We start from the raw sequence: 26,140 nt of genomic DNA, 5'->3' as shown, positions 1-26,140 counted from the left end.
TATCAGACACCCCGCTGCCTTGTGCCTGTATTACAAATTCATTCAACTATATTTTTATTATCATCCAACCCATGCGGAACAAGAATTTCATAATCATTATGACCGTGATAGTATCGGCGCTCTGCCTCTACTATCTGTCGTTCTCGTTTGTCGCCAGCAGTGTGCAGAAAGACGCCGAAGCGTATGCCACTGATGCACAAGGCAACGTGGACCACGCCAAAAAGCAGTCTTACCTGGACTCTGTATGGAAAGAGCCAGTGTACAACTTCCTGGGTGCTGAGTATACCTATCAGGAGGTAAAAGAAAACGAACTGGGCCTTGGCCTTGACCTTCGTGGTGGTATGCACGTGGTACTGGAGGTTTCTCCGGTTGAAATCGTGAAGTCGCTTTCTGGCAACAGCAAAGACCCTAACTTCCTGAAAGCGATTGCCCGCGCGCAGGAAATGCAGAAGAACAGCCAGGAGAAGTTCACTACGCTGTTTGCCGAGGCTTACCGCGAGGTGGAGCCAGACGGACGCCTGAGCCGCATCTTCTCCAACAACGCCAACCGTGGCAAAATCAGCTACGAATCCAGCAACGCCGATGTCATCAAAGTGATTGACCAGGAAGTAGAGGACGCCATTGAACGCTCTTTCAACATCCTGCGTACGCGTGTTGACAAATTCGGCGTGAACCAGCCGAACATCCAGCGCCTGAAAGGCAGCGGCCGTATCCAGATTGAGTTGCCAGGTATAGACAACCCAGACCGCGTACGCAAGTTGCTGCAAGGTATGGCGAACCTGGAGTTCTGGGAGGTTTGGACTCCTCAGGAGTTCTCCCCATATTTCACTCAACTGGACGACCACCTGACCAAGCAGGAGAAAGCAGGTAACCTGAACCTGGGCACCGCTTCCACTCAAAAAAGCCTGACCGATTCTTCTGCTCAGACCACTGTGCAGGATGCCGCCGCTGACGACGTACTGGCACAGGCTGCCGCCACTCCTACTGACTCTGGCGCTATTGCATCCGCTGACCAACCAAAGACCGACTCTGCAGCCGGATTGGATTCCCTAGCCATGGCTCAGAATAGCGTACTATCCCGTCTGTTCACGCAGATGCCTGGTGGTATCGGTGCCAATGTGCGTGACACCGCCAGAATCAACGACATCTTCGCAAGACCTGACGTTCGCGCCATTTTCCCTCCAAACATGAAGTTCCTGTGGGGTGTGAAGCCACTGGTAGGCGACAACCGCCAGGAGTTTGTTGAGCTGTATGCCATCAAGAAAGGCCGTGACGGCAAAGCGCCTATGACCGGCGAAGCCGTGAATGACGCCCGCCAGGACTTCGACCAGAATGGTCGCCCTGAAATCAACATGACCATGACACCCGCCGGTGCGAAGCGCTGGGCTAAACTGACAGGCGACAACGTAGGCCGTCAGGTTGCCATCGTGCTGGACAACTATGTATACTCAGCCCCAGTGGTGCAGGGTGAAATCACAGGCGGTAACTCTTCTATCACAGGAAACTTTGAGATTGAAGAAGCAAAAGACTTGGCCAACATCCTGAAGGCCGGTAAAATGCCAGCTCCTACCCGTATCGTGGAAGAAGCCATCGTAGGTCCTTCACTTGGTCAGGAAGCTATTAACCAAGGCCTGTTGTCAACGCTGGCTGGTTTGCTGGTAGTGGTGTTGTTCATGATTGCCTACTACAGAAAAGGCGGCTTCATCGCCGACTTGGCCCTTGTTTTCAACGTGTTCTTCATCCTGGGCATTCTGGCTCAGTTCAACGCAGCCCTTACACTGCCTGGTATCGCCGGTATCGTGCTTACACTGGGTATGGCTGTGGATGCGAACGTACTGATATTTGAGCGTATGCGCGAAGAGGCTGCCAAAGGCCTGAACCTGCGCGATGTCATCAACAAAGGCTATGACAAGGCGTTCCTGACGATTCTGGATGCCAACGCTACGACTTTCCTGGCTGGTTTCATCCTCTACTTCTTCGGATCAGGTCCGGTGAAAGGGTTCGCCATCACTATGATGCTTGGTATCGTGACTTCATTCTTCACCTCAGTCTTCATTTCCAGGCTGTTGGTAGAGCGTAGTTTCAAGAAAGCTGGCAAACTGTCCTTCTCCAGTTCTTTCACTGATAGACTTTTCGCTGACGTGAAATTCGATGTAATGAAATGGAAGAAGCCTGCCTATGCCTTCTCGTTAAGCATCATCATCTTTGGTATTGTAGCCATGGCTATTAAAGGACCGAACCTGGGCATAGACTTCAGGGGCGGCCGTTCTTACGTGGTGCAGTTTGATGACGCCGTTCCTGCCTCTGACGTGCGTGGAGCTTTGCTTGATAACTTTGAGGAAGAAGGCACTGAAGTGAAAACCTTTGGCGCCTCTAACCGACTGAAAGTAATCACCAGCTACCTGGCGGATGACGAGAGCACGACAGCGGATGATCAGGTGAGGAGCGCCTTGCTGCAGGGCTTAGAAGAATACAAAGACCTCAACCCTGAGGTTCTGAGCTCATCTAAGGTAGGTGCCACAATGGCCGATGACATCCAGAAGACAGCCGTGATATCTTTGATATTGGCACTGGCGGGTATCTTCATCTACGTGATGTTCCGCTTCAGCAACTGGCAGTTCAGCTTGGGAGGTGTAGTGGCCTTGCTCCATGATGCCCTCATGATTATCGCCATCTTCGCCATACTGGACCTGTTTGGCATCTCTTATGAGATGGACCAGATATTCATAGCGGCGGTACTGACCATTGTTGGTTTCTCCATCAACGATACTGTGGTAATCTTTGACCGTGTGCGGGAGTACCTGAACGACAACCCACGCTCGCATGTGAGCGAAATCATCAACCCGGCGCTGATAAACACCTTCAGCCGTACCATTATCACTTCCTTCACCGTGTTTATGGTGGTGTTAGTGCTCTTCATCTTCGGCGGCGAGATTCTGAGAGGCTTCTCCCTTGCCATGATGATTGGTATCCTATTCGGTGTGTACTCTTCGTTGTTCATCGCTGCGCCAATCGTGGTAGACACTATGAAGAAGAAGCCAGAGCATACGCCTGCTCCGGCCAAGCCTGTAGCACAGACCCAGAAAGCCTAAAAAGAATCACCCGGGCCAGTTGACCGGTCCGGGTGCTCTCTTCTCAAGGTATAACAACAAAAAAGCCAGCCCTGTTTAGGGTTGGCTTTTTTGTTGTATCTGCTGCGTATACTTTAGATGGTCACGCCGTCTGCCACTACTTCAGTTACTTCTGGCACCATGCGCTTGAGCAGGTTCTCGATGCCGGCCTTCAGGGTAACGGTGGCTGAAGGGCAGCCGCTGCAGGAACCCTGCAGGTGTACCGTCACAACGCCATCCTTGTAAGACTTGAATGTGATGTTACCACCATCCTGCTCTACAGCCGGACGCACGTAGTTGTCAAGCAAGTCAATCACTTTCTTGGAGATGGTAGCGTCTTCTTCAGAACCTTCGCCTTGCGCGTGAGCGCCTGAGGCTGGCTTGTTGGCCACAAAGCCCTCGTTGAAAATGGGGCCACCGGCCTCTACGTAAGACTTCAGGAAAGTGCGCAACTCTGGGATTAGCTTCACCCAATCCTGGTTTGTGCCTTTGGTCACCGTCACGAAATTGCTGGCGATGAACACACGTGAAACATAATCGAAGTTGAAAAGCTCCTGCGCCAGTGGAGACTCCATGGCACTCTCCAGGGTCGGATAGTCAACGCTCTGGCCGTCAGGCAGCATAGACACGTTCATCACGAACTTCATGGACTCTGGGTTCGGGTTAGCCTCAGCGTATACGGAGACTGTTTTCTCTTTATTTTGTAACATGGAATAGCTGTTTAGAATTAAAACTCAAGCTCTCGCCTTAAAGTTTCCAAAATTAGTCAATATTCACGACATGTGCACGGGTACCTGCTGCTGCTGCTCCATGTACGTACATTAAATGCCTTGTCTAGGCCTGCTCACCCTAGCAATTTTGGTCAGAAATTGTATCTTTGTGCTGCAAGCAAAAAAAAACTAAACCTCACAGACACCGCACTAACCCCACACCATGCTGAACAATTTTATCCTGTTGGCCCAGGCCCAGCAAGCCTTACCCTCTTTTCTCATCATACCTTTTCTTGTCCTGATAGGTATGATAGCTGCCGGACCAATTTTCTTTGGTCACTTTTGGGAGCATAACTATAAAACAGTAGCCGTGGTACTTGGCCTGACCGTGCTAGCCTATTATCTTTTTATCTTGGGCGATACCCACATGCCGGTTCACACGCTGTCGGAATACATCACGTTTGCAGCCTTACTTAGCTCCCTGTATATAGCGGCAGGTGGCATTTACCTGAATGTGAACGCGAATGCCACGCCGGCCATGAACGTGGCCTTGGTTGCCGTAGGCGCGGTGCTGGCCAACTTCATCGGTACCACCGGCGCTTCGCTCCTGCTCATCCGCCCGTTCATCCGACTGAACGTACACCGCATAAAGCCATATCAAATTGTCTTCTTCATCTTTATTGTAAGTAACGCGGGTGGTCTGCTAACGCCACTTGGTGACCCACCGCTCTTCATCGGCTTTATCAAGGGTGTACCGTTCTTCTGGACACTGCAGCACCTCCTTTCTCCCTGGTTTATCTCCATTGCACTGCTTTGCCTGATGTTCTTCTTTGTAGACCGTCGGAACAAAATCACCGACTATACGCCTCGTCCGGAGGTGGTAGCCAAGAACGAAGAGAAGATTGAATTCCACTTCACCGGCAAGCGCAACCTGTTCTGGCTCGCTGTCATCATCGGCGCTGTGTTCCTGGACCCGAACGTGATAGAAGGCTTGCCCCACATCGCCTATGACGGTGCCAAAATCTCTTTCCTGCGTGAGGTGATTCAGCTGACTGCCGCTTTCCTGTGCTACCGCTACTCCAGCAAGTCTGCCCTGGCAGGCAATCAGTTCAACTTCCACCCCATTCTGGAGGTGGTGTTCCTGTTCTTCGGTATCTTCTTCACCATGATGCCCGCCCTGCAGCTCTCCGCCGAGATTGCCTCTTCGCCACAGTACTCGCAGTACATCACCCCGAACTTCCTGTACTGGGCTACTGGTTCTCTCTCAGGCTTCCTGGACAATGCCCCTACGTATGCCAACTTCCTTTCATTGGGTATGGCCAAGTATGACCTGGCCCAGAATATTCCGGCTGATGTAAAGAATTATGCTTTGGGCACACTCAATCCTGAAACATTGGTGCAATTAGAGGCTATCTCACTGGCGTCGGTACTGTTCGGTGCTTTCACTTACATAGGCAACGGCCCGAACTTCATGGTGAAGGCGATTGCAGAAAGCGCCGGCATCAAGATGCCGTCTTTCTTTGGGTATGTGGTACGTTATTCCATACCGTTCCTGCTGCCTATCCTGACGCTGGTATGGTTCCTGGTCGTACACTTGAAGCTGTTCTAAGTTATACCTTCGATAAACAGAAGAGCCGCTCCTTTCAACCGGGAGCGGCTCTTCTGTTTTTAACTCATAGAGGTATAGCTGGTGTACCGCAGGTATAGGTATAGCTACAGCATGTTCACCCGCTGGCGGAGCAGGAAGTCAGCCAGAACGAGGGCCGCCATGGCATCTACGATGGGCACGGCGCGTGGCAGTACGCAAGGGTCGTGGCGTCCCTTGCCCTGCAGGGTTATCTCCTCACCCGCATCGTTAATCGTCTGCTGCGGCTGGAGTATGGTGGCCACTGGTTTAAAAGCCACATTGAAGTAGATGTCCTGCCCGTTGCTGATGCCGCCCTGTATTCCTCCGGAATGGTTGGTGCGGGTGCGTACATTGCCTTCGTCATCGGTATAGAATTGGTCGTTGTGCTCCGAGCCGCGCAGCTTCACCCCTTCAAAGCCGCTGCCGTACTCGAAACCTTTCACCGCGTTGATGCTCAGCATCGCCTTTCCCAATTCGGCATGCAGCTTGTCGAAAACGGGCTCACCTAACCCTGCCGGGACCCCTTGTATCACACAGGTCACCACGCCGCCAATGGTATCCAGGCTGTTGCGGGCATCCTCTATCAGTCCTATCATGCGGGCGGCAACCTTGCCGTCGGGGCAGCGCACCTTGTTGGAGTCAATCTGTGACAGGTCCAGCTTGGAATAGTGCCTGCGCAGCTTGATGTTTCCTACTTGCGATACATAGGCTTGTATGGTGATGCCGTGGTGCTGCAGCAGTTTGGCAGCCAGTGCGCCAGCCGCTACGCGGGCCACCGTCTCTCGGGCCGAGCTGCGGCCGCCGCCGCGGTGGTCGCGGATGCCGTACTTGGCGGTATAGGTATAGTCAGCATGCGAAGGCCGGAAGGCCTGCGCGATGTGCGAATAGTCATGGCTTGCTTGGTCTTTGTTGCCCACCACCATCGCGATGGGCGTTCCTGTGGTTCTGCCTTCAAACACACCGGAAAGGATGGTCACGCGGTCTTCTTCCTTGCGGGGCGTGGTGATGTCAGACTGGCCAGGCCGGCGTCTATCCAGAGCTGTCTGGATTTCTTCTGGGCTTATCTCCAGTCCGGCCGGGCAACCGTCTACAATCACGCCGATGGCAGCGCCATGCGACTCGCCGAAGGTGGTAATCCGAAAAATCTTGCCGTATGAATTGCTCATTAGTTCTTTCTATACTTTAGGAACACAAACCCCGAAACCGCCAGCAGCACCAGCAGGATGATGTTGGTATAGCGCCTGATGTCCGCTTCCTGGTGCAGGCTGACCAAGGTATGGTCCTCGTTCGCGATGATTTTGTAAAACGGCCCCAAATCCCGTGACAGCACCAAGGCATCGGCGTCGGCCTCACCGGTGATGCTCACTGCCAATGTGGAACGCAGCGTATCGTAGGTGGCTGTAACCGGATTGAAGTAAACCCATTGGAAGACATCACCCAGCGGATAGTCGCCGGCCGTTCTGCCAAGCCCGGTATAGGTGAATGTTTTGGACCCCTCCACTCGCCCGGCCCGGCGGGTAAGGTCCTGCCGCAAATCGGGCGGGTAGAAATCAAGTATGCCGGTGGTGACAGGCGCAGGCGGCATGATGGCTGCCAAGTTGCCTTCGCCCTGCACTTGAAACTGGTAAGAAAAGCTTTTGTTCACAGCCACGCTCTTTGGGGACAGGCGCTCTTGCAGGGTATACTGCCCTACCGGCACCACATCCCGGAGCGGGTGGGGTGGCAACTCCTTGACAGGTATGACGCGCTCCCTGGCAAAGAACGTCTTGAAGCCTTCCTGCCGGTCCTCTGCCAGCGTAGGGTTGACGGCCACTTTGTATTTTATCATCCGGAGCGACATGGCCGGAAAACGCAGCGGCTCTGTGTTCAGCGGGTATAGCATGGCTTCGTACAGCCTGAAACGCACGTAGGGCTTTTCCTGAATCATGACGTGTTCCGGCGTCACCTCCGTAAATTCAAAGGCCTCTTCCCAGGCGTTAGGCTGCTTGAGTTGCCGCAGTATACCTGTAATCTGGTTACCATAGTCATGGAAGTCCAGCAGGCGCTGGTCCTCCTCTGCCAGGTAGAAGTAGAGCACGATGTTCAACCCCTCCCCCACGTATACCTCCTTCTTATCGGTGTACAGCGTCAGGAAAGCGTTATCTTCCTTGTCCACAAACTCCTGCGGTCTATCCTCTACCTGCTCCGCCTCATTTGGTATCACCAGGTTGGGTATGTTCGGGCTTTGGGGAGGAACGGCCGTCATGGGCGACACTCGTATTTTCGTGCCAGCCGATTGCAGTGTCTGCCCATTGACCTTCATGGTGAATGGCTTGAGCTCAAAACTGCCCTCGTTGAGCGCGGCGTAGTTCTGGGTGATGGTCAGGATGGTGGTGGTTTTACCTCCAGTGATAACGGTTTTGGTGGAGGAGAACTTAGAGCTTTTCTTGAAGCCCTCAATCTCCGGGAAAGGGGAATATTCCTTCAGCGCCTGGTCCTGCAACCTGATGGAGATGGTGTAGTACATGTTGATGGGCAGCGGGCTCTTGCCCAGTTCAATGCTGGCCTGCTGCGCCAGCGACTGAACCGCAAAGGCTAAAAAGAGCAGAAGGGTGAGAAGAATCCGGTGCATAAGCAGGCGCTGCAAACAACTAGGCGCTGAATCTGTTAGGTACAATAGGCAAATTTACAAATTCCTGCGTCTCAGTGTCAAATATCTTGTTGAGCGCAGAACGGCTGTCACCCATCCATAGTACACATTGCCTGTCATGGCTGCCGTGGTGGCCACCTGAGGAAAATAAAGGCCGCTACAGGCCGTTTTGAAGGTAAAGGCCCCTAGAAGCCGAGGCCTTTAACACTCGGAATCAAGACCTTAACTTAATATTTTACAAATTGTTCATATTTGAATCACTTTTTTCCTATACCTTCGTACATCAGAGCAAAATACATTACTCTTACCGAAATGTTGGAATACATTAAGACTATCTTGTTGAAAGTAAGCTTCGACAAGCGGCTGTTTGAAAAGGAACTTAGAAAAGCTTTCAATGTGCTGGTTCCTGAGGAGATAAAGCAGCTGAAAAACTGGTGCTATGAAAAATTCTCCGAAATGTACCTGCTAATCCTGAACCGTGTGTTCTCCAAAGCTCAGGTCTGATTCTCGTCAGACTGCTGAACGAACTGGATGTTGCGCAGCAGGCCTTTGTAGCCGGTACGCTTAACGGCTGACTTCTTGAACAGCTGCGAAAAGACTTCCTGTGTGATTTCCTGCCAGTCTGTGGATTTCATGTCTCTTAACTGCGGGTGCGCTGCGAAGGCGGGCTCCTGGTGCGGTTTGCTGAAACGGTTCCAAGGGCATACGTCCTGACAGATGTCGCAACCGAAAATCCAGTTTCCGAACTTCCCGTTCATCTCCTGCGGCAGCTGGTCCTTCAGCTCAATGGTGAAATAGGAGATGCACTTGCTCCCGTCCACCACATAAGGCGCCACAATGGCATCCGTAGGGCAGGCGTCGAGGCAGCGGGTGCAGGAGCCGCAGTAGTCTTTGATGGGTCCGTCGTAGTCGAGTTCCAGGTCAATGATGAGCTCCGCGATGAAGTAAAAGCTGCCGACCTGCGGCGTGATGAGGTTGGAGTTCTTGCCTACCCAGCCCAGCCCGCTCTTCTTGGCCCAAGCCTTATCCAGCACCGGAGCGGAGTCCACGAAGCAGCGGCCACCCACCTCCCCCACCTCCTCGTTTATGTAGCGGAGCAAATCCTTCAGCTTGTCTTTGATGACGAAGTGGTAATCGGTGCCGTAGGCGTATTTCGAGACTTTGTACGTGCCCTCGTCCGGCTGCTGTGTTTCCTTCTCGGGGTAGTAGTTCAGCAGCAGCGACACAACCGACTTGGCCCCCTCCACAAGCAGGCGCGGGTCCAGGCGCTTGTCGAAGTGGTTCTCCATGTAGTGCATCTGCCCGTGCATGTTCTGCTTCAGCCAGTTCTCCAGCCGGGGCGCCTCCTCTTCCAGAAAATCCGCCTTGGAAATGCCGCAGTACATGAAGCCCAGTTCCCTGGCCTTCTGCTTGATGAGGTATGTAGTTTGTGCTTTATTCAAAATAAGTGCTGCTCAGGTATGGCTATACCTTGAGGAGAACAAATTTACGCCAAAATAAATCCGATTGGTAATCAGGAATGTCCGCGACCGGTATAAGTCCAAATAATATTACCAACAGATACGCCTCAAGCATTAGGGCTCACACATTCCCGCCGCCACTTGGACGCAGTTTCGAAGCTGCTTGAGAATGATATTATTCTGGAGCCAGGCTGATTGTACAAATCAATAAGACCAATTGAAGGCAGGTATAGCCAAACCATCCGGAAACAAAAAAGCAGACCTAAGGCCTGCTTTTTTCCATATATCACAAACAGTTTTTATTCGGGTTGGTCGAACAGGCCACCTGCTACCACTTGCTGCGGCGGCACTTTGCCGAGGTGGCGGTATGCGGCCTCTGTGGCTTCGCGGCCACGGGCCGTACGCTTGATATAACCTTCCTGAATCAGGAAAGGTTCGTACACCTCCTCAATCGTTTCGGCTTCCTCGCCACAGGCCGTTGCGATAGTGGATATACCCACCGGGCCACCTTTATACTTGTCGATGATGCAGGACAGAATACGTTTGTCCATGTCATCCAGGCCGTTGTGGTCCACGTCCAGGGCATGCAGGGCAAAGCGGGCTATCTCCACATCAATGGTGCCGTTGCCTTTCACCTGCGCAAAGTCGCGGGTACGGCGCAGCAGGTTGTTAGCAATACGCGGCGTACCGCGGCTGCGGCGGGCTATTTCAAAGGCCGCGTCCTCGTGGATAGGCGCACCCAGCAAGGCAGAGGAACGCTTCACGATGGAAGTCAACAGCTCGGCATCATAGTACTCCAGGCGGCTGTTGATACTGAATCGGGCGCGTAGCGGCGCCGTAAGCAAACCGGAACGGGTGGTGGCTCCTATCAGCGTGAAAGGGTTCAGACTGATTTGCACGGAACGGGCGTTGGGGCCTGAATCCAGCATGATGTCAATCTTATAGTCTTCCATGGCCGAGTACAGGTACTCCTCCACAATCGGGTTGAGACGGTGTATTTCGTCGATGAAGAGCACATCGTTCGCGTCCAGGTTGGTGAGCAGACCCGCCAAATCGCTGGGTTTGTCGAGCACAGGTCCGGAGGTCATTTTTATACCTGCGTCCAGTTCTGACGCGATGATGTGTGACAGCGTGGTCTTGCCCAGACCAGGAGGTCCGTGCAGCAGGACGTGGTCCAGTGCCTCGCCACGGCGCTTGGCAGCCTGCACAAATATTTTCAGGTTCTCCACCACTTTGGCCTGTCCGGTAAAGTCGGCGAAGCTGAGTGGGCGGAGTGCCTTGTCGATGTCTTTTTCAGCCGGCGACATGTAGTCGTTACTGCCGGTGAGATAATCTTCTCTCATAGAATAATAAGTATTATCGCAGCTCAATGCTATACCTACAGGTAACAGTTTGGGTATAGCTTTCGCTCCATTTCTGCAGACGAATTTACTGAATTTTGCTAATTATTTTATAGTATTTCATCATAAATCTAACATGGTTAGCAAAATTCAATACCCAGAAACAGAAAAGCAGCCACTCCCGCAGCTGCCCTTCCATTTTCTGTACAGGAAAAGGTTCTTACTTAAACGCCGATATACCGGTGATATCAGCACCTGTGATGAGCAAGTGGATGTCGTGGGTGCCTTCGTAGGTGATTACAGACTCCAGGTTCATCATGTGGCGCATGATAGGGTATTCGCCTGTGATGCCCATGCCGCCGTGTATCTGCCGCGCCTCGCGGGCGATGTGCAGGGCCATGTCCACGTTGTTGCGCTTGGCCATGGAAATCTGCTGCGTGGTGGCTTTGCCTTCGTTCTTCAGCGTGCCAAGTCGCCAGGCCAACAGCTGCGCCTTGGTGATTTCAGTGAGCATTTCGGCCAGTTTCTTCTGCGTGAGCTGGAAAGCCCCAATCGGCTTGTCGAACTGGATGCGCTCCATAGCATACTTGCGGGCTGATTCGTAGCAGTCGATGGCCACGCCGATGGCGCCCCAGGCGATGCCGTAGCGGGCGGAGTCGAGGCAGCCGAGCGGACCGCGCAGGCCTTCCACGTTGGGCAGCAGGTTCTCTTTCGGCACCTTCACGTTATCGAACACCAGCTCGCCGGTGGTGCTGGCGCGCAGGCTCCATTTGTTGTGAATTTCGGGGGTGGTGAATCCTTCCATGCCGCGCTCTACAATCAGGCCCTTGATGCGGCCCTGTTCGTTCTTGGCCCACACCACGGCCACCTGGCTCTCCGGCGAGTTGGATATCCACATCTTGGCGCCGTTGAGCAGATAGTGGTCGCCCATGTCTTTGATGTTGGTGGTCATACCGCCCGGATTGGAGCCATGGTCCGGTTCTGTGAGGCCGAAGCAGCCGAGCCACTCGCCACTGGCCAGCTTGGGCAGGTACTTTCTGCGCTGTTCTTCCGAGCCATAGGCATAGATGGGGTACATCACCAGCGAGCCCTGCACCGAGGCGGTAGAGCGCATGCCGGAGTCGCCGCGCTCAATCTCCTGCATGATGATGCCGTAGCTGATGTAGTCGAGGCCGCCACCGCCGTACTCGGCAGGTATAGTCGGACCAAAAGCGCCCACATCACCGAACTTCCTCACGATTTCGGAAGGGAAATGCGCGTCCTGCGCCCATTGCTCGATGTTAGGGGAAATCTCGCGCTTCACAAAGTCGCGCAGGGTCTGGCGGATGAGTCTGTGCTCCTCGGTCAGCAGGTCGTCAATGTTATAGTAATCAGGGGCTCCTGTGGATTCGTAGGCCATAGCTTATGTTGTTGTTTTAAGGAAAGGGTAATGCGCAAATATAAAATTTTATGCATAAGCATCCACTACGATGTTGACAAGATAAAAAAACAGGTATGGAAACAAATCGCCAATCCCTGTTCCCAGTCCTGCAACCGCTACCCATTCTGGCTGTTTTATAAGGTGATTGCCCGTGCGCCTAGAAAGGAGAAGCCCCACCGGTTGGCGAGGCTTCTCCTTCAGGTATAGTATGCTTTCTCAGAACTTCATGCCCAGCGACAGGAAGAAGTTGCGCGTCGCCTGCGGGTAGTAGTAGTTGTAGTCGTAGCGGGTGGGGTCGCCGGTGTACTGCTCGCTGAAGGTATAGCCGTTGGCCTCGTACTTCTGGTTGAGCAGGTTGCTGACCAGCAGCGCCAGCTCCAGCTCACGCATAAACGCCGGTTTCAAGGTATAGCGCAGACGCAAATCCAGCACTTGATAGCCCTGGAGCATGCGATTGTCGCTTGCTGTATTGTCCAGGTACTGCTTGCTCACCGTCTTGTAGAGCAGCGCCGTCCGGAAGCCTTTGATGGGCTGGACCTCCAATTGGTGGGCCGACACCACGGCCGGCGAGAAAGAGATGTCCGTCTCGTTGTAGTTGTTGCGGATGACGTTCTCCACGCTGTAGCTCTCGTCGTACACATACACGGTCTCGGTGTAGTTCTGTATTTTGTTGCGGCTGAGGGTAACGTTGCTGCTCCATTCCATCAGGTCATTCAGTTTTACCATACCTGCCAGTTCTATACCTGTGCGGTAGCTGTCCTTGATGTTGGTGCGCAGCGGAGCGCCCACGTCATTGAGCTGCCCGGTCAGCACCAGTTGGTTGTCGTAGTCCATGTAAAAGTAGTTGGCGTCCAGGGTATAGCCGAGGCTCTGCCCGAGCAACGACAATCCGTTGCCCCGCAGGCGGTAGCCAGCCTCCAGGTTGTGCAGCGTCTCAGCTTTCGGGCGGGTCGCGCCGGAGGACTGGTTATTCAGATGGGTGTCAGTGAAGTCGCTTCGGGCCGGCTCCCGGTTACCCACAGCATAAGAGGCATAGACGGTCTGGTTATCCGTTACCGCATAGGTGGAGCCCACTTTTGGGTTCACGAACTGGAAATCCGCCTGCTGCGTCACGTCGATATTATTATCATCCACGCCGTCTATCTTGTAGTCGATGGCGCGGAACTGCACATCACCGAAAACACCCAGTCTGTCCGTGAGCTGGTAAGTAGCCTTTCCGAATATGTTGAAGTCGGTCTTGATGGCGTTGTTTTCATAATAGCGGTGGCGGATGTTACTGGTGCCTGCGTAGCGCGCCCAGATGACTTCACCGAAATGGTCGCCGTCATACCTGTTCCAGGCACCGCCCAAAGTCGCCTCCAGCCTGCCTGCCCCGTCGGTGTAATTCAGGGCGTAAGTGGCACCATAGAAGTGGTTGTCGAGCCATTTCTGGCGGATGATGTCGGAACGGCCGATGGTGGTATCTCCAAGCGCGACCGGCGCTATACCGTACTTCGACAGCTTCTGGTCGTCCTTGAATTGCTCATAGTAACCGCGGCCACGGGTATAGAAGAAGGCGCCTCCCAGGTTCAGCCGACTCGCTAAATCCTTGGAGTAATGCAGCTGGTAATGGTCCTGCTGGTAGTTGTCGGTTTCGTTGTCGTAGGTGAGCGAATTGTAGGTACGGTCGGTCTCCAGTTTGTCCTCCGGCACGCCGTTCCAGGCCTGGTAGGTCTGCTCCTTGCCCGAGAAGGTCACGAACTTGAGCATACCTGCCTTGCCGTGGTAGCCCGCCGCAAAGTAGTAGGATTTCAGGTCAGAGAAGGCTCGGTCCACATACCCATCCGATGAGATTTTGGAAAGCCGCCCGTCAAACGTGAATTTGTCGTGAATGAGCCCGGAGCCGAAGGAGACGCTGTGGCGCCAGGTGTTGAAGGAGCCGTAGCCGTTCATCGCCTCGGCATAGGCGTCGCGGTTCACGCCCAGTGTACGGATGTTGAGGCTCGCCCCAAAGGCACCCGCACCGTTGGTGGAAGTACCCACCCCGCGCTGCACCTGTATGTCCTGTACCGAAGAGCCCAGGTCCGGCATGTTCACGAAGAAGGTGCCGTGCGACTCAGCGTCATTAATAGGTATACCGTTCACGGTCACGTTGATGCGGGTGATGTCGGAGCCGCGGATGCGGATGCCGGTATAGCCCACGCCTGCGCCGGCGTCAGAGTTCACCACCACCGAGGGCGTCTGCTCCAGCAGGTAGGGCAGGTCCTGCCCAAAGTTGCGCTCCTGCAGTTCTTCCCGACTCACGTTGGTGAACGTAGTGCCGGTCTTCTCATTGGCCCGCGTGGCCGAAATCACCACCTCGCCGGTGCGTAGGGTGGCCTGCTGCAAGGCAATGCGCACGTTTGTGTCAGCGGTCAGCTCCACCCTTCTTTCAATTGGGGAATAGCCTAGGTAGGACACCTGCAAGGTATAGCTGCCCGCCGGGAGATTCTGGAATTCAAAAGAGCCATCGGCGCCGGAAACAGTTCCTGCCCCTTGACCGGCCAACACCACGGTGGCTCCCGCCAGCGCTTGGTTCTTGGCCGCGTCTGTGACCTGCCCGCTCAGCCTGAACTGAGCAAGCAACTGCAATGGCAATAGCACGACTGCCATCACAACCAGTAATTTTTTCATGGGTGTGTAAGAAAAGAAATTGATGAAACATACAAGTCTGCCTGGGGCCGGCAGCCTGCTTTACATTGTTTCCCCGCGTTTTTCCCTTCGCCGGCATTACCCGGATCAGGTTCAATGGGTATGATCTCAGCCCGTTATGATAAGGCACCCCTAAACTGCTGCAAATGTAGGCCCCTTTCTGATGAATACAAAGCCTGCTGGCACAAAGAATGGTAAAGCCCACTATTCCATAGGCTTAAGCAGTCTTAATTTTATCTAAACGCGATAACCACATTCCGCCAAACTACGTTCTAATCATACAGGCACACTCTCCTGCACGCGCTCTGCTGGGCGGGTGGTTTAAACCAGGAGATAGGCCGGCTGAACAATTAAAAAGAGATAAAGAAGAAATGTGATGATGATCAGCTTACTGTATACCTTAGCTTTGCTAACGATACTGGCATATTACGCTTTCGCTCCGCGCAAGAAGTTCAGGGGTTCGTCCTCTACTGACAATGACGATGATGGAGGCGAGCCACTAGGTGACGACCTGCCAGATCTTGACCTCCCGCCCGGTATATCATTGCCCATCAATGACTATGAACCGAAGTATGACTTGAGACGCATCAAGGTGCCGAAGTTTCCGGAACCTTCACTACAATGAAAAGCAAAGGCCCCTGCTCTGGAAACCAGCAGGGGCCTTTGCTTTTAGAACTGTTCTTGATAGGTGCTAAAGCACTTCAATGCTGATGGTACGCTCAAACACCTGCTCCGGGGCCAGTTTGTTGATGCCTTCTTTTTCCTCCAGCACACCGCTCTCGCCTTCACTGCCCGCTATACCGCACCAGGGCTCTATGCAGACGTAAGGCGACGGCCCCGGTTTCGCCCAGATGCCCAGGTATGGGAAGCCTTCAAACGTAATCTCCAGGCGGCGTGCGTTCGTGCGGCTGCCCAGTGCCACCATCTCTGAGTTCAGGTTTTTGAACACCAGCGCGTCCTTGTCAAAGTAGCTGTGCCTGAGGGGCAGAACACGTTCGTTTTCCAGCACCAGTTCCGTCTCGCCGCTCAGTAAGCCGCTGTCCGTCAACAGGTGGCGCCGGAGCGTCTCCTCTTCCTCAAATTCGATGAAGTAATCCGTATACTGCTCGCCCGGATAGAAAGGGACATTGAAGCCCGGATGACCGCCCAGGGAGAAGAACATGGCCTTCCTGTCTTGGTTGAGCACCTGGTAAGTCACAGACAGCTTGTTGTTTTCGAGCTTGTAGGCCACCAGCAGCCTGAACTTGAAGGGATACTGCAGCAGCGTCTCGTCGTCGTGGTCCAGTTCAAACACCAGCTTGTCATCCAGCTGCTCTATGAGCCGGAACTCTTTGTGCCGCGCGAAGCCGTGGCGCTTCATGGCGAAGATTTCGTCTCCGTAGATGTAGGTGCCTTCTGGCAGCTCCCCTACTATGGGAAACAGGTTGGGTGCGTGGCTTGCCCAGATGTTGGGGTCGGCCTGCCAGATGAGTTCCAGTTCTTCGTCGAGCTTGATGAAGTGCTGCAACTCAGCCCCTTTGCTCTCGACACCCACTTTGAAATTGTAGTTCTGTAAAAAGTATAGCATAGTGATTACGTCTTATTTTGTCTGTGTTGCAGGAGCAGGGCATCCACCTGCCGCTTCGCCTGCTCCAGTCGCGAGTCGTGCTGACCGGCTATCTCCACGAAGGGCACCTGCAGGGCCTCCAGCTCACGTTTGTACCAGTCGTAGAAATACTGCCGCAGGTGCGGGTGCTCCCGCTGCGGGTCCGGCTCCCAGGGCAAATCAACGCCCATGAGCAGGTAAAGGTTGTAGTCCTGCCGCTTTAGTTGCAGTAGTATCCAATCGGGGCATTGCCCAAAGGCGTGCTCACTCCAGATTTTGATGACCAGCAGGTCCGTATCAGCGAAAAGCACCCGGTTGGCCTGTTGTGCTATACGCTGCTCCAGGGCCAGCTGCCCTTTGGCGATGGCCTCCAGGTCCTGCAGGGTATAGGGCCTGCCAAGTTCCTCTATATATGTTCGGGCGTACTCCGGCACCCACACCGTGTCGTAGTGCGCAGCCAGCTGCTCTGACAAAGTAGATTTGCCCGTTGACTCAGGCCCGGTGATGGCGACTTTCAGCATGCCGCAAAGGTATAGCAAAAATCACAGCCTGCCGCTATACCTGCCTTGCTGCAAAAAAGGCTGCCGCCAACAGGTTTCCCCGACGGCGGCAGCCCGGTTTAACAGCCTCCTACTGTTATAGCCTTATCGTCAGTTGCTGAACTACAGGCGATTACCCTCCCTAGGCAGGAGTATCAATTCAGCCACAACATATTCAATATCATGTGTTTACATATACTAGACATCTTGCAAATCAATCATTATTTTGTCTGATTCTTAGAATATGTAGTCTAAAAGGAGGTGAACATGCGGATTTGCCAGGTATAGGAAAGGCGCTGACTCTAGGAAATCTATTGGCGTGTAAACGGAACAGCCAAGAAAAAACCATGCTCCCCGGATACCCTTCGGTGAAGGGATGAGAAGCATGGTTCAATTCTGTGCTGAAATGGAAAAGACTGTCAATCCAGCCGGCCTGTCGCTGGCGGCTGGCCAGGTATTCTTAGTTTTCGCCAAAGCTATAATCATAGAAGTTATAGACCTCCACTTCTTTGGGCCGCTTGTCGCCGTGCTGATGCAACAGCAGGCGCTTGGGACTCTCGTCCGGAGACTCGTATCCCCACTTCAGCCGGTTCTCATACTTCAGTTCGTCTGGCAATTCAATCTTACGGTTCTTCATAGTGGTGTCGTTGTAGCGTTGAACATTAGGTATTCGCTTACTTTGGCGCACTATACTCTCATTATTGCCTAAGCTACACACATGTACGTGTTTACGGCCTCCACAGATTTCATAAGATACTCACAGAAAATTGCACTTTACAAACAATCAGGTCGTAACACGGGCTGCAGCGTGCTTTTCAAGGTCACGTTTCCAGTCCAAATAGCCCATGGCAGCCAGCACCAAGAAAACGAGGTAGAGGAAGGTCGTCAGGTATAGCTCCTTGTACAGGTATACCCCGACATACACCACATCCACCACCAGCCACACAATCCAGTTCTCGAGCCGCTTTCGGGCCATCATCCAATAGGCCATCAGGCTGACGGCCGTGGTCGCCGAGTCGGTATAGGACAGGTCGGCATCGGTGTAGTTGTCCAGGAAGTAGCCCAGCCCTGCCGTGAATAGAACCACCAGCACCAGCAGCACCGTCAGTTCCTGCCGGCCCACCCGCGTCACCTGCCTTTCCCCGTGCCCTTTGCCACCGTACAGCCACTCGTACCAGCCATAAAAGCTGCTGATGACATAGAAAGCGTTGAGGCCCATGTCAGCGTATAGCCTCACCTCATAGAACACGTAGACATAGGCCGCCACCCCTATGATGCTGATGGGCCAGGTCCAGATGTTCTGTTTCGCGGCCAGCCACACCCCGGCTATACCTGCTATCACCCCAATCAGCTCTACCAGGCTCATGGCCTGCAGCGCTTCTGTCACGTTCGTGTAAAAATCCGTCATCTATACCTAGAAAGGGCCTGTGCTTTGCCCTAATTTGTTGCTAATTTTGCAAATCAAAACCAAACAGCCAAAGTCGCGCTACATTATACCATAACGAAGAGGAGAAGCATGGAGGAAATCACGGCACAGGAACTCAAGCAGCGGTTGGGCCGCAGCGACAAGCTGCAGTTGGTGGATGTGCGGGAGCCGCAGGAGTTTGAGATATGCAACCTGGGAGGCGAGCTTATACCTTTGGGAGAACTCCCCAGGCAGTCTGGCCGCATCCGGCGCGATGTGCCGGTGGTTGTCATTTGCCACCACGGCTTCCGCAGTGCGCAGGCCATCAACTACCTCAGCCAGCGCCTGGGCTACGACAACCTGCTCAACCTCAAAGGAGGCATCCATGCCTGGGCTACCCAGATAGACCCGACCATGGCCGTCTATTGATTTTGTACCCCTAAATCCTTGGGCGAAAAATATTTCTGCGTCTGGCAGCTATCTTTTCCGAATTAATTGTTGTAAATTTACGCGGCAAATAAGGACCCCTAAAATTATTTGCCATGATCTCTGATCAATCCAAGATTCTATTCGAGGCGCTCACTTACGATGACGTGCTTCTGCTCCCGGCTTACTCCGAGGTGCTTCCCCACAACACTGACACGACCACCCAGCTCACCCGCAATATCCGACTTAACATTCCGTTGCTTTCTGCAGCCATGGACACCGTGACCGAGGCCGAACTCGCCATTGCGATGGCCCAGGAAGGCGGCATCGGCATCATACATAAGAACATGTCCATCCGGGCACAAGCAGAGCAGGTGCGCAAGGTGAAGCGCTCTGAGAGCGGCATGATCATCGACCCGATTACGCTGGAGGAGGATGCCACCTTGGGCGACGCGGTGCGCATCATGTCGGAGCACAAAATCGGCGGCATCCCCATCATCAACGGACAGGGCAAACTAACTGGCATCCTCACCAACCGCGACCTGCGTTTTGAGAAGGATTTGACACAGCCAGTGAAGGCGGTGATGACTACCGAGAACCTGATTACGGCTGAGAAGGGCACCGACTTGGCCAAGGCCGAAGACATCCTGCAGCAGTACAAGATTGAGAAACTGCCCGTAGTGGATGAGGAAGGCACTCTGGTAGGCCTTATCACCTACAAGGACATCCTAAAAAAGAAAGACCGTCCTTTCGCCTGCAAAGACGAGTACGGCCGTCTGCGTGTAGGTGCCGCCGTGGGCGTAACACCTGACGTCATGAATCGCATCCTGGCGCTGGTGGAAGCCGGTGTGGACGTCATCAGCGTAGACACAGCCCACGGTCACTCCAAAGGGGTGCTGGACGTGGTGCGCAAAATAAAGGAAAACTTCCCTGACCTGGAGGTGATAGCTGGTAACGTGGCAACCGCTGAAGGCGCCAGAGCGCTGGCCGATGCCGGTGCAGACGCCGTGAAAGTGGGTGTGGGACCAGGCAGTATCTGCACCACCCGTGTGATTGCAGGTATAGGCGTGCCACAGCTAACGGCCGTGATGGAGGCCGCCAAAGGCCTGCAGGGTACCGGCGTACCCGTGATTGCCGACGGCGGCATCAAATTCTCAGGGGATGTGGTGAAGGCACTGGCCGGAGGCGCCAGCACCGTGATGATAGGTTCGCTGCTGGCAGGCACCGAGGAGGCCCCTGGCGAGATGCTCATCTACGAAGGGCGCAAGTTCAAGACCTACCGCGGCATGGGCTCCATCGAGGCCATGGAGGAAGGCTCCAAGGACCGGTACTTCCAGGGAAATGAAAGCGACAGTAAGAAACTGGTGCCAGAGGGCATCGTGGGACGCGTGGCATACAAAGGCATGGTGAACGAGGTGATTTACCAGCTGGTAGGCGGCCTGCGCGCCGGCATGGGCTACTGCGGCACCCCGGATATAGCCAGCCTACAGGAGGCCAAGATGGTGAAGATAACAGGGGCTGGCCTTCGTGAGAGCCATCCGCACGATGTGCAAATCATGCGCGAGGCGCCTAACTACAGCCGCTAGGTTTTTCCTTCATAATACAGAACAAAGAAGTAGGTTGGCCACAGTCAACCTACTTCTTTGTTTTTACGTTATGCTAGGTGTTCTTAAAAACTCACCTCGACAACTTGGCCAAAGAGCGATTTTTTTTCTTACCTTACAAACTGATTAAGCCTCAGGCAAGCCATATTCTGTCGCAGCCAAAATCAAGCACGGGTTTCCGTAATATGCTTTACAGAACAAACGCAAAATCCTTATTCGTAACTGCCGCTATCGTAAGTTGGTCACTCCTGCTGGCCAACGTGCTTCTGGCTGCAGAAAGCATGCGTCAGGAGGGTGCGGTCAAGCTGTCGATTCCCTACATCAACAACCTGCTGATTGTCGTTTTCATCCTGTCGGTCTTCGCCTACCAGCGCCAGAGCGCCGATAACCTCAAGGGCATTGACTTCATCAGCTACCTCTGGAACCTCTTTGCCAAGGCAGGTATAGCCGCCTACCTGAGTGTCGCCCTGTTTCTGGGTTACCGCATGGTGGTCAACTACACCGATGTGGACTCGCCTTTGCTGCTGCACATGGTATACCAGGTCAATTTCGGGTTGCTGGTGCTTTTCCTGGCGAAGGCCTTCTATATCTGGCGCCAACTGCTGCTCTACCACAAGAACAGGTTCCTGCAGATAGCCTGGGACTGGTACGAACTGCTGCTGTTCGCCACGCTGCTGCTCACGCTGCTCAACTTCAACTATACGAGCTACATCTTCCTGCCGCTGCTGGTGCTCATCGGCTGCTATACCTTGTTCCTGTGCACCAACCTGAAGTGGGTGGCCTACCTCACCTTCAACAAAAAGGGCCGGTCGCTGGTGCTGCTGAGCGCCATCCTGCTGGGCTGCTACATCTTCGCCAATTTCTTCTATGGTTTCGCCGACAGCCCGCAACTCGTCATTGACTATGCCGATGTGGCCTTCCTGCTGCTGGCCATGCTCTTCGTGTGCACCTATACCCTGGCCGCTTTCCTGGTGGCGCTCTTCAGCCTGCCCACCTCCAGCGTTTTTGAGCAGAAGAGCGAGGACCTCCTCAACTTCCAGCGGCTGAGCCAGTCCATACAGCAGGGGCAGAGCGAGAAGCAGGTATACGACATGCTCTTTGATAGCACCATCAAGGCATCGGACGCCAGCGCCGCCTGGTTCGAGAAAATGAAGAAGGAGGATGTGGAAATTACGCACATGCTTACCATTGAGCAGGAGCAGGTGGAGCGCATCCGGCACCTGCTGCTGGCCTACAACATCCAGAACATCGACTACATCAACAACAACCTGGACCGCAACCCCGGTTTTCGGGACCTGACGCTTCCCTGGAAATCGCTCATCATCCTGCCCATCAAGTCCAAAAAGCACCTGTTCGGGGTGCTATACCTGCTCAAGGACATCGAGCAGGGCTTTGACCGCGAAACCGTGAACGTACTGCGCACCTTCACCAATCAGACCATTCTCACGATTGAGAACCTGCGCCTGGTGAGCGAATCGCTGCAGAACGAGCGCTACAAGGAAGAGCTCAAGATTGCCTCGGTGGTACAGGACAGCCTGATTCCGAAAACATTCCCGAGCGACAGCTGGTTTGAAATAGCAACGCATTCGCGTGCGGCCAAGGAAGTGGGCGGCGACTTCTATGATTTCCTGCAGCTGAGCGAGTCGCGCATCGCCATCATCATCGGCGACGTGTCGGGCAAGGGTATTTCGGCGGCCTTCCACATGGCGCAGATGAAGGGCATCTTCCACGGGCTGATGCAGCAGGACATGCCGCCCAGCGAGTTCATGAAGCAGGCGAACAGCGCCCTGAGCCGCTGCCTCGAGAAAACCTCTTTCATCACTTCTGCGCTATACATCATTGATTACCGCATGAAGGGCTTCATGTTTGCGCGGGCCGGCCACTGCCATACCCTGTACTACAACTCCATGATGGACGACACCTTCTACTTCCAGACAGACGGTTTGGGGCTGGGCATCATCCGGGACAAGAGCTACAACAACCATGTGCGGGAAATGTACTATGACTACAACCCGACGGATGTCATGGTCATCTATACCGACGGCATTGTGGAGGCGCGTAGCCCCACAAACGAAGAATATAGCGAGGAGCGCCTCCGTTACATGCTCACACAGACCTATCACCTGGAGGCAGAGGATATAAAATGCGCCATCATAAACGATTTGGAGGAGTTCACAGGCTCAACCGATAACCTGTACGACGACCAGACATTGCTTGTGATTAAGTTCAAGGCCACTACTCAACCTAATGAATAACTAGACGTAAAGGATGCGATGAAAATTACACACGAAATCAAAGACACGACTATCATCATCACCCTGGATGGTGAACTAGATGCAAGCTCATCGGTTATACTGGATGAGGAGCTCTCAGACCCTGAAATAATGACCTACAGCAAGATTCTGGTTGACTGCAAAAACCTGAATTACATTTCGTCTGCTGGTCTGGGCGTATTTATTTCGCACCTGCAGCGCTTTGAGGATGCACAGATAAAGCTCATTTTTTACAACATGCAGGACAAAGTGCGAAACGTATTCGAAATCCTGGGCCTAGATTTGCTCATGACAATTGTTTCGGATTACGAAGAGGCCATGACCATCGCTGATGAATAACACCATTACAGTAAACTGTACCAAAAAAAATCTGAAGCAAATACGGGATTTCGTCACGGAGTATCTGGCTGGCTTCCAGCTGTCAGACATCCTGATGAACCAAATCGTGTTGGCTGTGGATGAGATATGTGCCAACCTCATCATTCACGCCAACCACGAGGACCCCTCCAAATACATTTCCCTGGCCGTCTCGGAGAAGAACAACACGGTCAAGTTCGAGATTACCGACAACGGCGAGGCCTTCCGCCGCTCCGAGTACAAGGAGCCCAACATTGACGAGCACGTGCGCATCGGGAAAAAAGGAGGGGTAGGTATAGCCCTGGTGAACCGCATCATGGACAAAGTGGAGTTCGAGACCGCCGGGACCAAGAACACCTGCCTGCTCTACAAGAAAATTAAATAGGGTTGCCACGCACACTTTTCGCGCGCATCGTCCGTTATCCGGAACGAATTCGCATGCAATAGGATTATAGTGATACTTTTTGACCTATCTGTCAGAAAAAATAACTAAAATTGCATGGTCTGATCGCAATCAGCCTAAACCAAGCGTTTGTTTATAATCTACTTATGCGCAGCAATCAACTACTTGTTGCGGCAGCGGCCCTTTTGCTGGCAGGCTGTACCGCAACCAAGAAGAATGACAAGCAGGACCCTATCATTGCTACCATTGGTTCACAGCCAATCTACACTTCGGAGTTCCAGTACGTTTACGAAAAGAACAACGGCGGCAACGAAGGCGCCTATACCCGCCAGAGCGTAACCGAGTACCTGGACCTGTACACCCGCTTCAAGCTGAAGGTGCTGGAGGGCGAGAGCCGCGGCCTAGACACCACTACCGCCTTCAGGCGTGAGCTGGAAGGGTATAAGGAGCAACTGGCTCAGCCCTACCTCACCGAGAAAAGCGTGACGGACAAGCTGGTGCAGGAGGCCTACGAGCGTCTGAAACAAGAGGTGAACGCGTCGCACATACTCATCGGCCTCCCCGCTGAGCCCGACCCGCAGGACACGTTGGCCGCATATAACCAAGTGCTGGACCTTCGCAAGCGCGTAACATCCGGTGAATTGTTTGAGAAACTCGCCAAAGAGTTCTCCCAAGACCCTTCGGCTGCCGAGAATGGCGGCAACCTGGGTTACTTCACGGCCATGCAGATGGTATACCCTTTCGAGGATGCCGCCTACAAGACAGAAGTCGGACAAATATCCATGCCTGTGCGCACGCGCTTCGGCTACCACCTCATCAAAGTGAACAATAAGCGCCAGGCAAAGGGCGAAGTGAAAGTGGCCCACATCATGGTACGCGCTACGCCAGGCATGCCCAAGGCTGATTCCCTGGCTGCCAAGCAGCGCATCGACGCTATCTATACCCGCGTGCAGCGCAACGAGAACTGGGAGAAACTGGCCGCCGAGTTCTCCGAAGACGCTAACTCCGCCTCCAACGGGGGCGAACTGCCTTGGTTTGGCACTGGCCGCATGATTCCTTCTTTTGAAGAAGCCGCCTTCTCCTTACAGAAAGAGGGCGAGGTGGCCAAGCCTGTCCTGACGCCGTATGGCTGGCACATCATCAAGCTGATTGACAAGCAGGGACTTCCTTCTTTCGAGGACATGCAGCAGAGCCTGCGCAACCGCATCGCCAAGGACTCCCGTTCTGAACTGAACAAGACGGCTTTCCTGAAGCGCATCAAAACGGAGAACAACTTCACGGAGAATACGGAAGCCAAAACAGCTGCCTTAGCCAAGGCATCTGAGGAACTGCTGCAGGCGAAATGGGATTTTGACGCCGCTGACAAGTCCCTCAAGACGACGCTTTTCTCCATCCAGGGCAAAAACTACACCGTAGGCGACTTCTATACCTACGCCAAGGCAGAGCAGCGCCCACGCGCTACCGGCACCGCTACGCACTATATGGGCATGCTGTACGACGGCTTCGTGAACAAGAGCCTGCTGGAATACGAAAGAGCCAACCTCGAGAACAAGCACACCGACTTCCGCATGCTCGTGCGCGAGTACCACGATGGCATCCTGCTGTTCCAACTGATGGACGAGAAGGTATGGTCCAAGGCGGTAGAAGACACGGTAGGGCTGAAAGCCTACTTTGAGCAGAACCGCGACAAGTACCAGTGGGGGCAGCGGGCGCATGCCACTGTCATCAGCGCCGCCAACAAGGAGCTGCTCGCCCAGGCGCAGCAGCAACTGGAAAAGCGCCGCTACGAAGTACGCAACGGCAAACCAGCCGACCTGCTCTTCGAAATCAACAAGACGACCTTCGACAAAGAGGCCGCTGCGAAACTGAATGAGCTGGCCGAGCGCCTGAAAAACAACACCAGCCTTTCCCTGGAAGTGAACGGACACGCCGATGCGCGCGAGGCAAGCACCAAGAACGATGTATCGGCTGCACGTGCCAAAGGCGTTGTGGCTTATCTGGCGGGGCGTGGGGTACCAGCGACTCAACTCACGGCAAAACCATTAGGCAAGACCAAGCAGGCCGCCTCTGACAACACCGATACAGGCCGCCGCCGCAACAGAAGAGTGTCCTTTACGCTATTCTCTTCTGAACTCAGCGCCTTGGCAGACAACCTGAATGCAGGCAACCCGCTGGGTGTGCAGATTTCGGAGAAGCGCTTCCAGAAAGGGGATAACAAAGCCGTAGACGCCATCCAATGGGCAAAGGGCACCTATACCACCGAGTTGAATGGCAGGCAGTACCTCATCATCGTGCACGATGTGCTGGCCCCCGCCCCCAAGCAGCTGAGCGAAGTGCGCGGACAGGTGACAGCCGATTACCAGAACTATCTGGATGAGCAGTGGGTGAAGCAACTGCAGGAGAAGCATCCAGTCACGATAAACCAGACAGAAGTAGACAAAATCATCAGAGAATAAACCCTTCTAAAAAGCTTCATTTCAACATGAAGCTTTTTTAGCTTGAAAAAACTTTGGAGATTGCACCTGGCTATACCTGCCACACGCATAGTTGAGCAGGCAAATAGCCAAATTGACGCCTACAAC

Annotated in this window: 21 protein-coding genes and 1 riboswitch; of the genes, 10 read left to right on the top strand and 11 right to left on the bottom strand. The window is 53.8% G+C overall.

The window, feature by feature from the left end; genetic code table 11:
• The first annotated feature begins 71 nt into the window (after positions 1-71).
• Positions 72-3,092, top strand: coding sequence for a protein translocase subunit SecDF (secDF, locus tag B051_RS0104245; RefSeq protein WP_018476937.1), 3,021 nt, complete (start codon positions 72-74; stop codon positions 3,090-3,092).
• Positions 3,093-3,205: 113 nt separating this feature from the next.
• On the opposite strand, the gene B051_RS0104240 is transcribed toward secDF, so the two are convergent.
• Complete coding sequence (locus B051_RS0104240) at positions 3,206-3,820, bottom strand: NifU family protein (protein WP_018476936.1); 615 nt, start codon at positions 3,818-3,820, stop codon at positions 3,206-3,208.
• A 223-nt stretch (positions 3,821-4,043) separates the two neighbouring features.
• Here B051_RS0104240 and B051_RS0104235 point away from each other — a divergent pair, with 223 nt between their 5' ends.
• On the top strand, positions 4,044-5,429 hold the full coding sequence (locus B051_RS0104235) for a sodium:proton antiporter (RefSeq protein ID WP_018476935.1): 1,386 nt from the start codon (positions 4,044-4,046) through the stop codon (positions 5,427-5,429).
• A gap of 104 nt (positions 5,430-5,533) precedes the next feature.
• Here the strand turns inward: B051_RS0104235 and aroC are convergent, their stop codons facing one another.
• A complete protein-coding gene (gene aroC, locus B051_RS0104230; RefSeq protein ID WP_018476934.1) occupies positions 5,534-6,613 on the bottom strand; it encodes a chorismate synthase in 1,080 nt (359 codons plus the stop codon).
• Positions 6,613-8,058 carry a BatD family protein gene (locus B051_RS0104225; protein WP_033316711.1) on the bottom strand — a complete coding sequence of 482 codons (1,446 nt, stop codon included), beginning with the start codon at positions 8,056-8,058 and terminating at the stop codon, positions 6,613-6,615. The genes aroC and B051_RS0104225 overlap by 1 nt, the downstream gene beginning before the upstream one ends.
• Before the next feature lie 330 nt (positions 8,059-8,388).
• On the opposite strand from B051_RS0104225, the gene B051_RS0104220 reads away from it, so the two are divergent.
• Entirely contained in the window at positions 8,389-8,580 is a 192-nt protein-coding gene (locus B051_RS0104220; protein ID WP_018476932.1) for a hypothetical protein, read from the top strand.
• Here the strand turns inward: B051_RS0104220 and queG are convergent.
• From queG to B051_RS0104190, 4 genes are all read right to left on the bottom strand, one after another.
• Positions 8,571-9,518 carry a tRNA epoxyqueuosine(34) reductase QueG gene (gene queG / locus B051_RS0104215; protein ID WP_018476931.1) on the bottom strand — a complete coding sequence of 316 codons (948 nt, stop codon included), beginning with the start codon at positions 9,516-9,518 and terminating at the stop codon, positions 8,571-8,573. The genes B051_RS0104220 and queG overlap by 10 nt on opposite strands.
• Before the next feature lie 317 nt (positions 9,519-9,835).
• Positions 9,836-10,879, bottom strand: coding sequence for a Holliday junction branch migration DNA helicase RuvB (gene ruvB / locus B051_RS0104210; protein WP_018476930.1), 1,044 nt, complete (start codon positions 10,877-10,879; stop codon positions 9,836-9,838).
• Between the two features lie 217 nt (positions 10,880-11,096).
• Positions 11,097-12,275, bottom strand: coding sequence for an acyl-CoA dehydrogenase family protein (locus B051_RS0104200; protein ID WP_018476929.1), 1,179 nt, complete (start codon positions 12,273-12,275; stop codon positions 11,097-11,099).
• A gap of 237 nt (positions 12,276-12,512) precedes the next feature.
• Positions 12,513-14,948, bottom strand: coding sequence for a TonB-dependent receptor (locus tag B051_RS0104190; RefSeq protein WP_018476927.1), 2,436 nt, complete (start codon positions 14,946-14,948; stop codon positions 12,513-12,515).
• 64 nt (positions 14,949-15,012) lie between these two features.
• Positions 15,013-15,110: riboswitch (TPP riboswitch) on the bottom strand.
• 232 nt (positions 15,111-15,342) lie between these two features.
• Between B051_RS0104190 and B051_RS0104185 the strand changes: the two genes are divergently transcribed.
• On the top strand, positions 15,343-15,591 hold the full coding sequence (locus tag B051_RS0104185; protein WP_018476926.1) for a hypothetical protein: 249 nt from the start codon (positions 15,343-15,345) through the stop codon (positions 15,589-15,591).
• Between the two features lie 66 nt (positions 15,592-15,657).
• On the opposite strand, the gene B051_RS0104180 is transcribed toward B051_RS0104185, so the two are convergent.
• The 4 genes from B051_RS0104180 to pnuC all read right to left on the bottom strand — a co-directional run bounded on the left by B051_RS0104180 (position 15,658) and on the right by pnuC (position 18,498).
• On the bottom strand, positions 15,658-16,533 hold the full coding sequence (locus B051_RS0104180) for an aldose 1-epimerase family protein (RefSeq protein ID WP_018476925.1): 876 nt from the start codon (positions 16,531-16,533) through the stop codon (positions 15,658-15,660).
• A 5-nt stretch (positions 16,534-16,538) separates the two neighbouring features.
• Positions 16,539-17,072, bottom strand: a complete 534-nt coding sequence (locus tag B051_RS0104175; RefSeq protein WP_018476924.1) for an AAA family ATPase — start codon at positions 17,070-17,072, stop codon at positions 16,539-16,541.
• Positions 17,073-17,550: 478 nt separating this feature from the next.
• Positions 17,551-17,727, bottom strand: coding sequence for a hypothetical protein (locus tag B051_RS22380; RefSeq protein WP_018476923.1), 177 nt, complete (start codon positions 17,725-17,727; stop codon positions 17,551-17,553).
• 147 nt (positions 17,728-17,874) lie between these two features.
• A complete protein-coding gene (gene pnuC, locus B051_RS0104165) occupies positions 17,875-18,498 on the bottom strand; it encodes a nicotinamide riboside transporter PnuC (RefSeq protein WP_018476922.1) in 624 nt (207 codons plus the stop codon).
• A gap of 108 nt (positions 18,499-18,606) precedes the next feature.
• Here pnuC and B051_RS0104160 point away from each other — a divergent pair, with 108 nt between their 5' ends.
• From B051_RS0104160 to B051_RS0104135, 6 genes are all read left to right on the top strand, one after another.
• Positions 18,607-18,924 carry a rhodanese-like domain-containing protein gene (locus B051_RS0104160; protein WP_018476921.1) on the top strand — a complete coding sequence of 106 codons (318 nt, stop codon included), beginning with the start codon at positions 18,607-18,609 and terminating at the stop codon, positions 18,922-18,924.
• A 113-nt stretch (positions 18,925-19,037) separates the two neighbouring features.
• On the top strand, positions 19,038-20,507 hold the full coding sequence (gene guaB / locus B051_RS0104155; protein WP_018476920.1) for an IMP dehydrogenase: 1,470 nt from the start codon (positions 19,038-19,040) through the stop codon (positions 20,505-20,507).
• A 203-nt stretch (positions 20,508-20,710) separates the two neighbouring features.
• Positions 20,711-22,780 (top strand): GAF domain-containing SpoIIE family protein phosphatase, encoded by a 2,070-nt coding sequence (locus B051_RS0104150; RefSeq protein ID WP_245539571.1) that lies wholly within the window; start codon positions 20,711-20,713, stop codon positions 22,778-22,780.
• Between the two features lie 18 nt (positions 22,781-22,798).
• A complete protein-coding gene (locus B051_RS0104145; protein ID WP_018476918.1) occupies positions 22,799-23,137 on the top strand; it encodes an STAS domain-containing protein in 339 nt (112 codons plus the stop codon).
• Entirely contained in the window at positions 23,130-23,540 is a 411-nt protein-coding gene (locus B051_RS0104140) for an ATP-binding protein (RefSeq protein ID WP_018476917.1), read from the top strand. Before B051_RS0104145 ends, B051_RS0104140 begins: the two co-directional genes overlap by 8 nt.
• A 164-nt stretch (positions 23,541-23,704) precedes the next feature.
• A complete protein-coding gene (locus B051_RS0104135; RefSeq protein WP_018476916.1) occupies positions 23,705-26,014 on the top strand; it encodes a peptidylprolyl isomerase in 2,310 nt (769 codons plus the stop codon).
• Positions 26,015-26,140: the final 126 nt, after the last annotated feature.

The organism is Pontibacter roseus DSM 17521, from assembly GCF_000373265.1.
Classification (GTDB): domain Bacteria; phylum Bacteroidota; class Bacteroidia; order Cytophagales; family Hymenobacteraceae; genus Pontibacter; species Pontibacter roseus.
The sequence above is the reverse complement of the archived record's forward strand: the minus strand, read 5'-3'. Positions and strand labels throughout refer to the sequence as shown.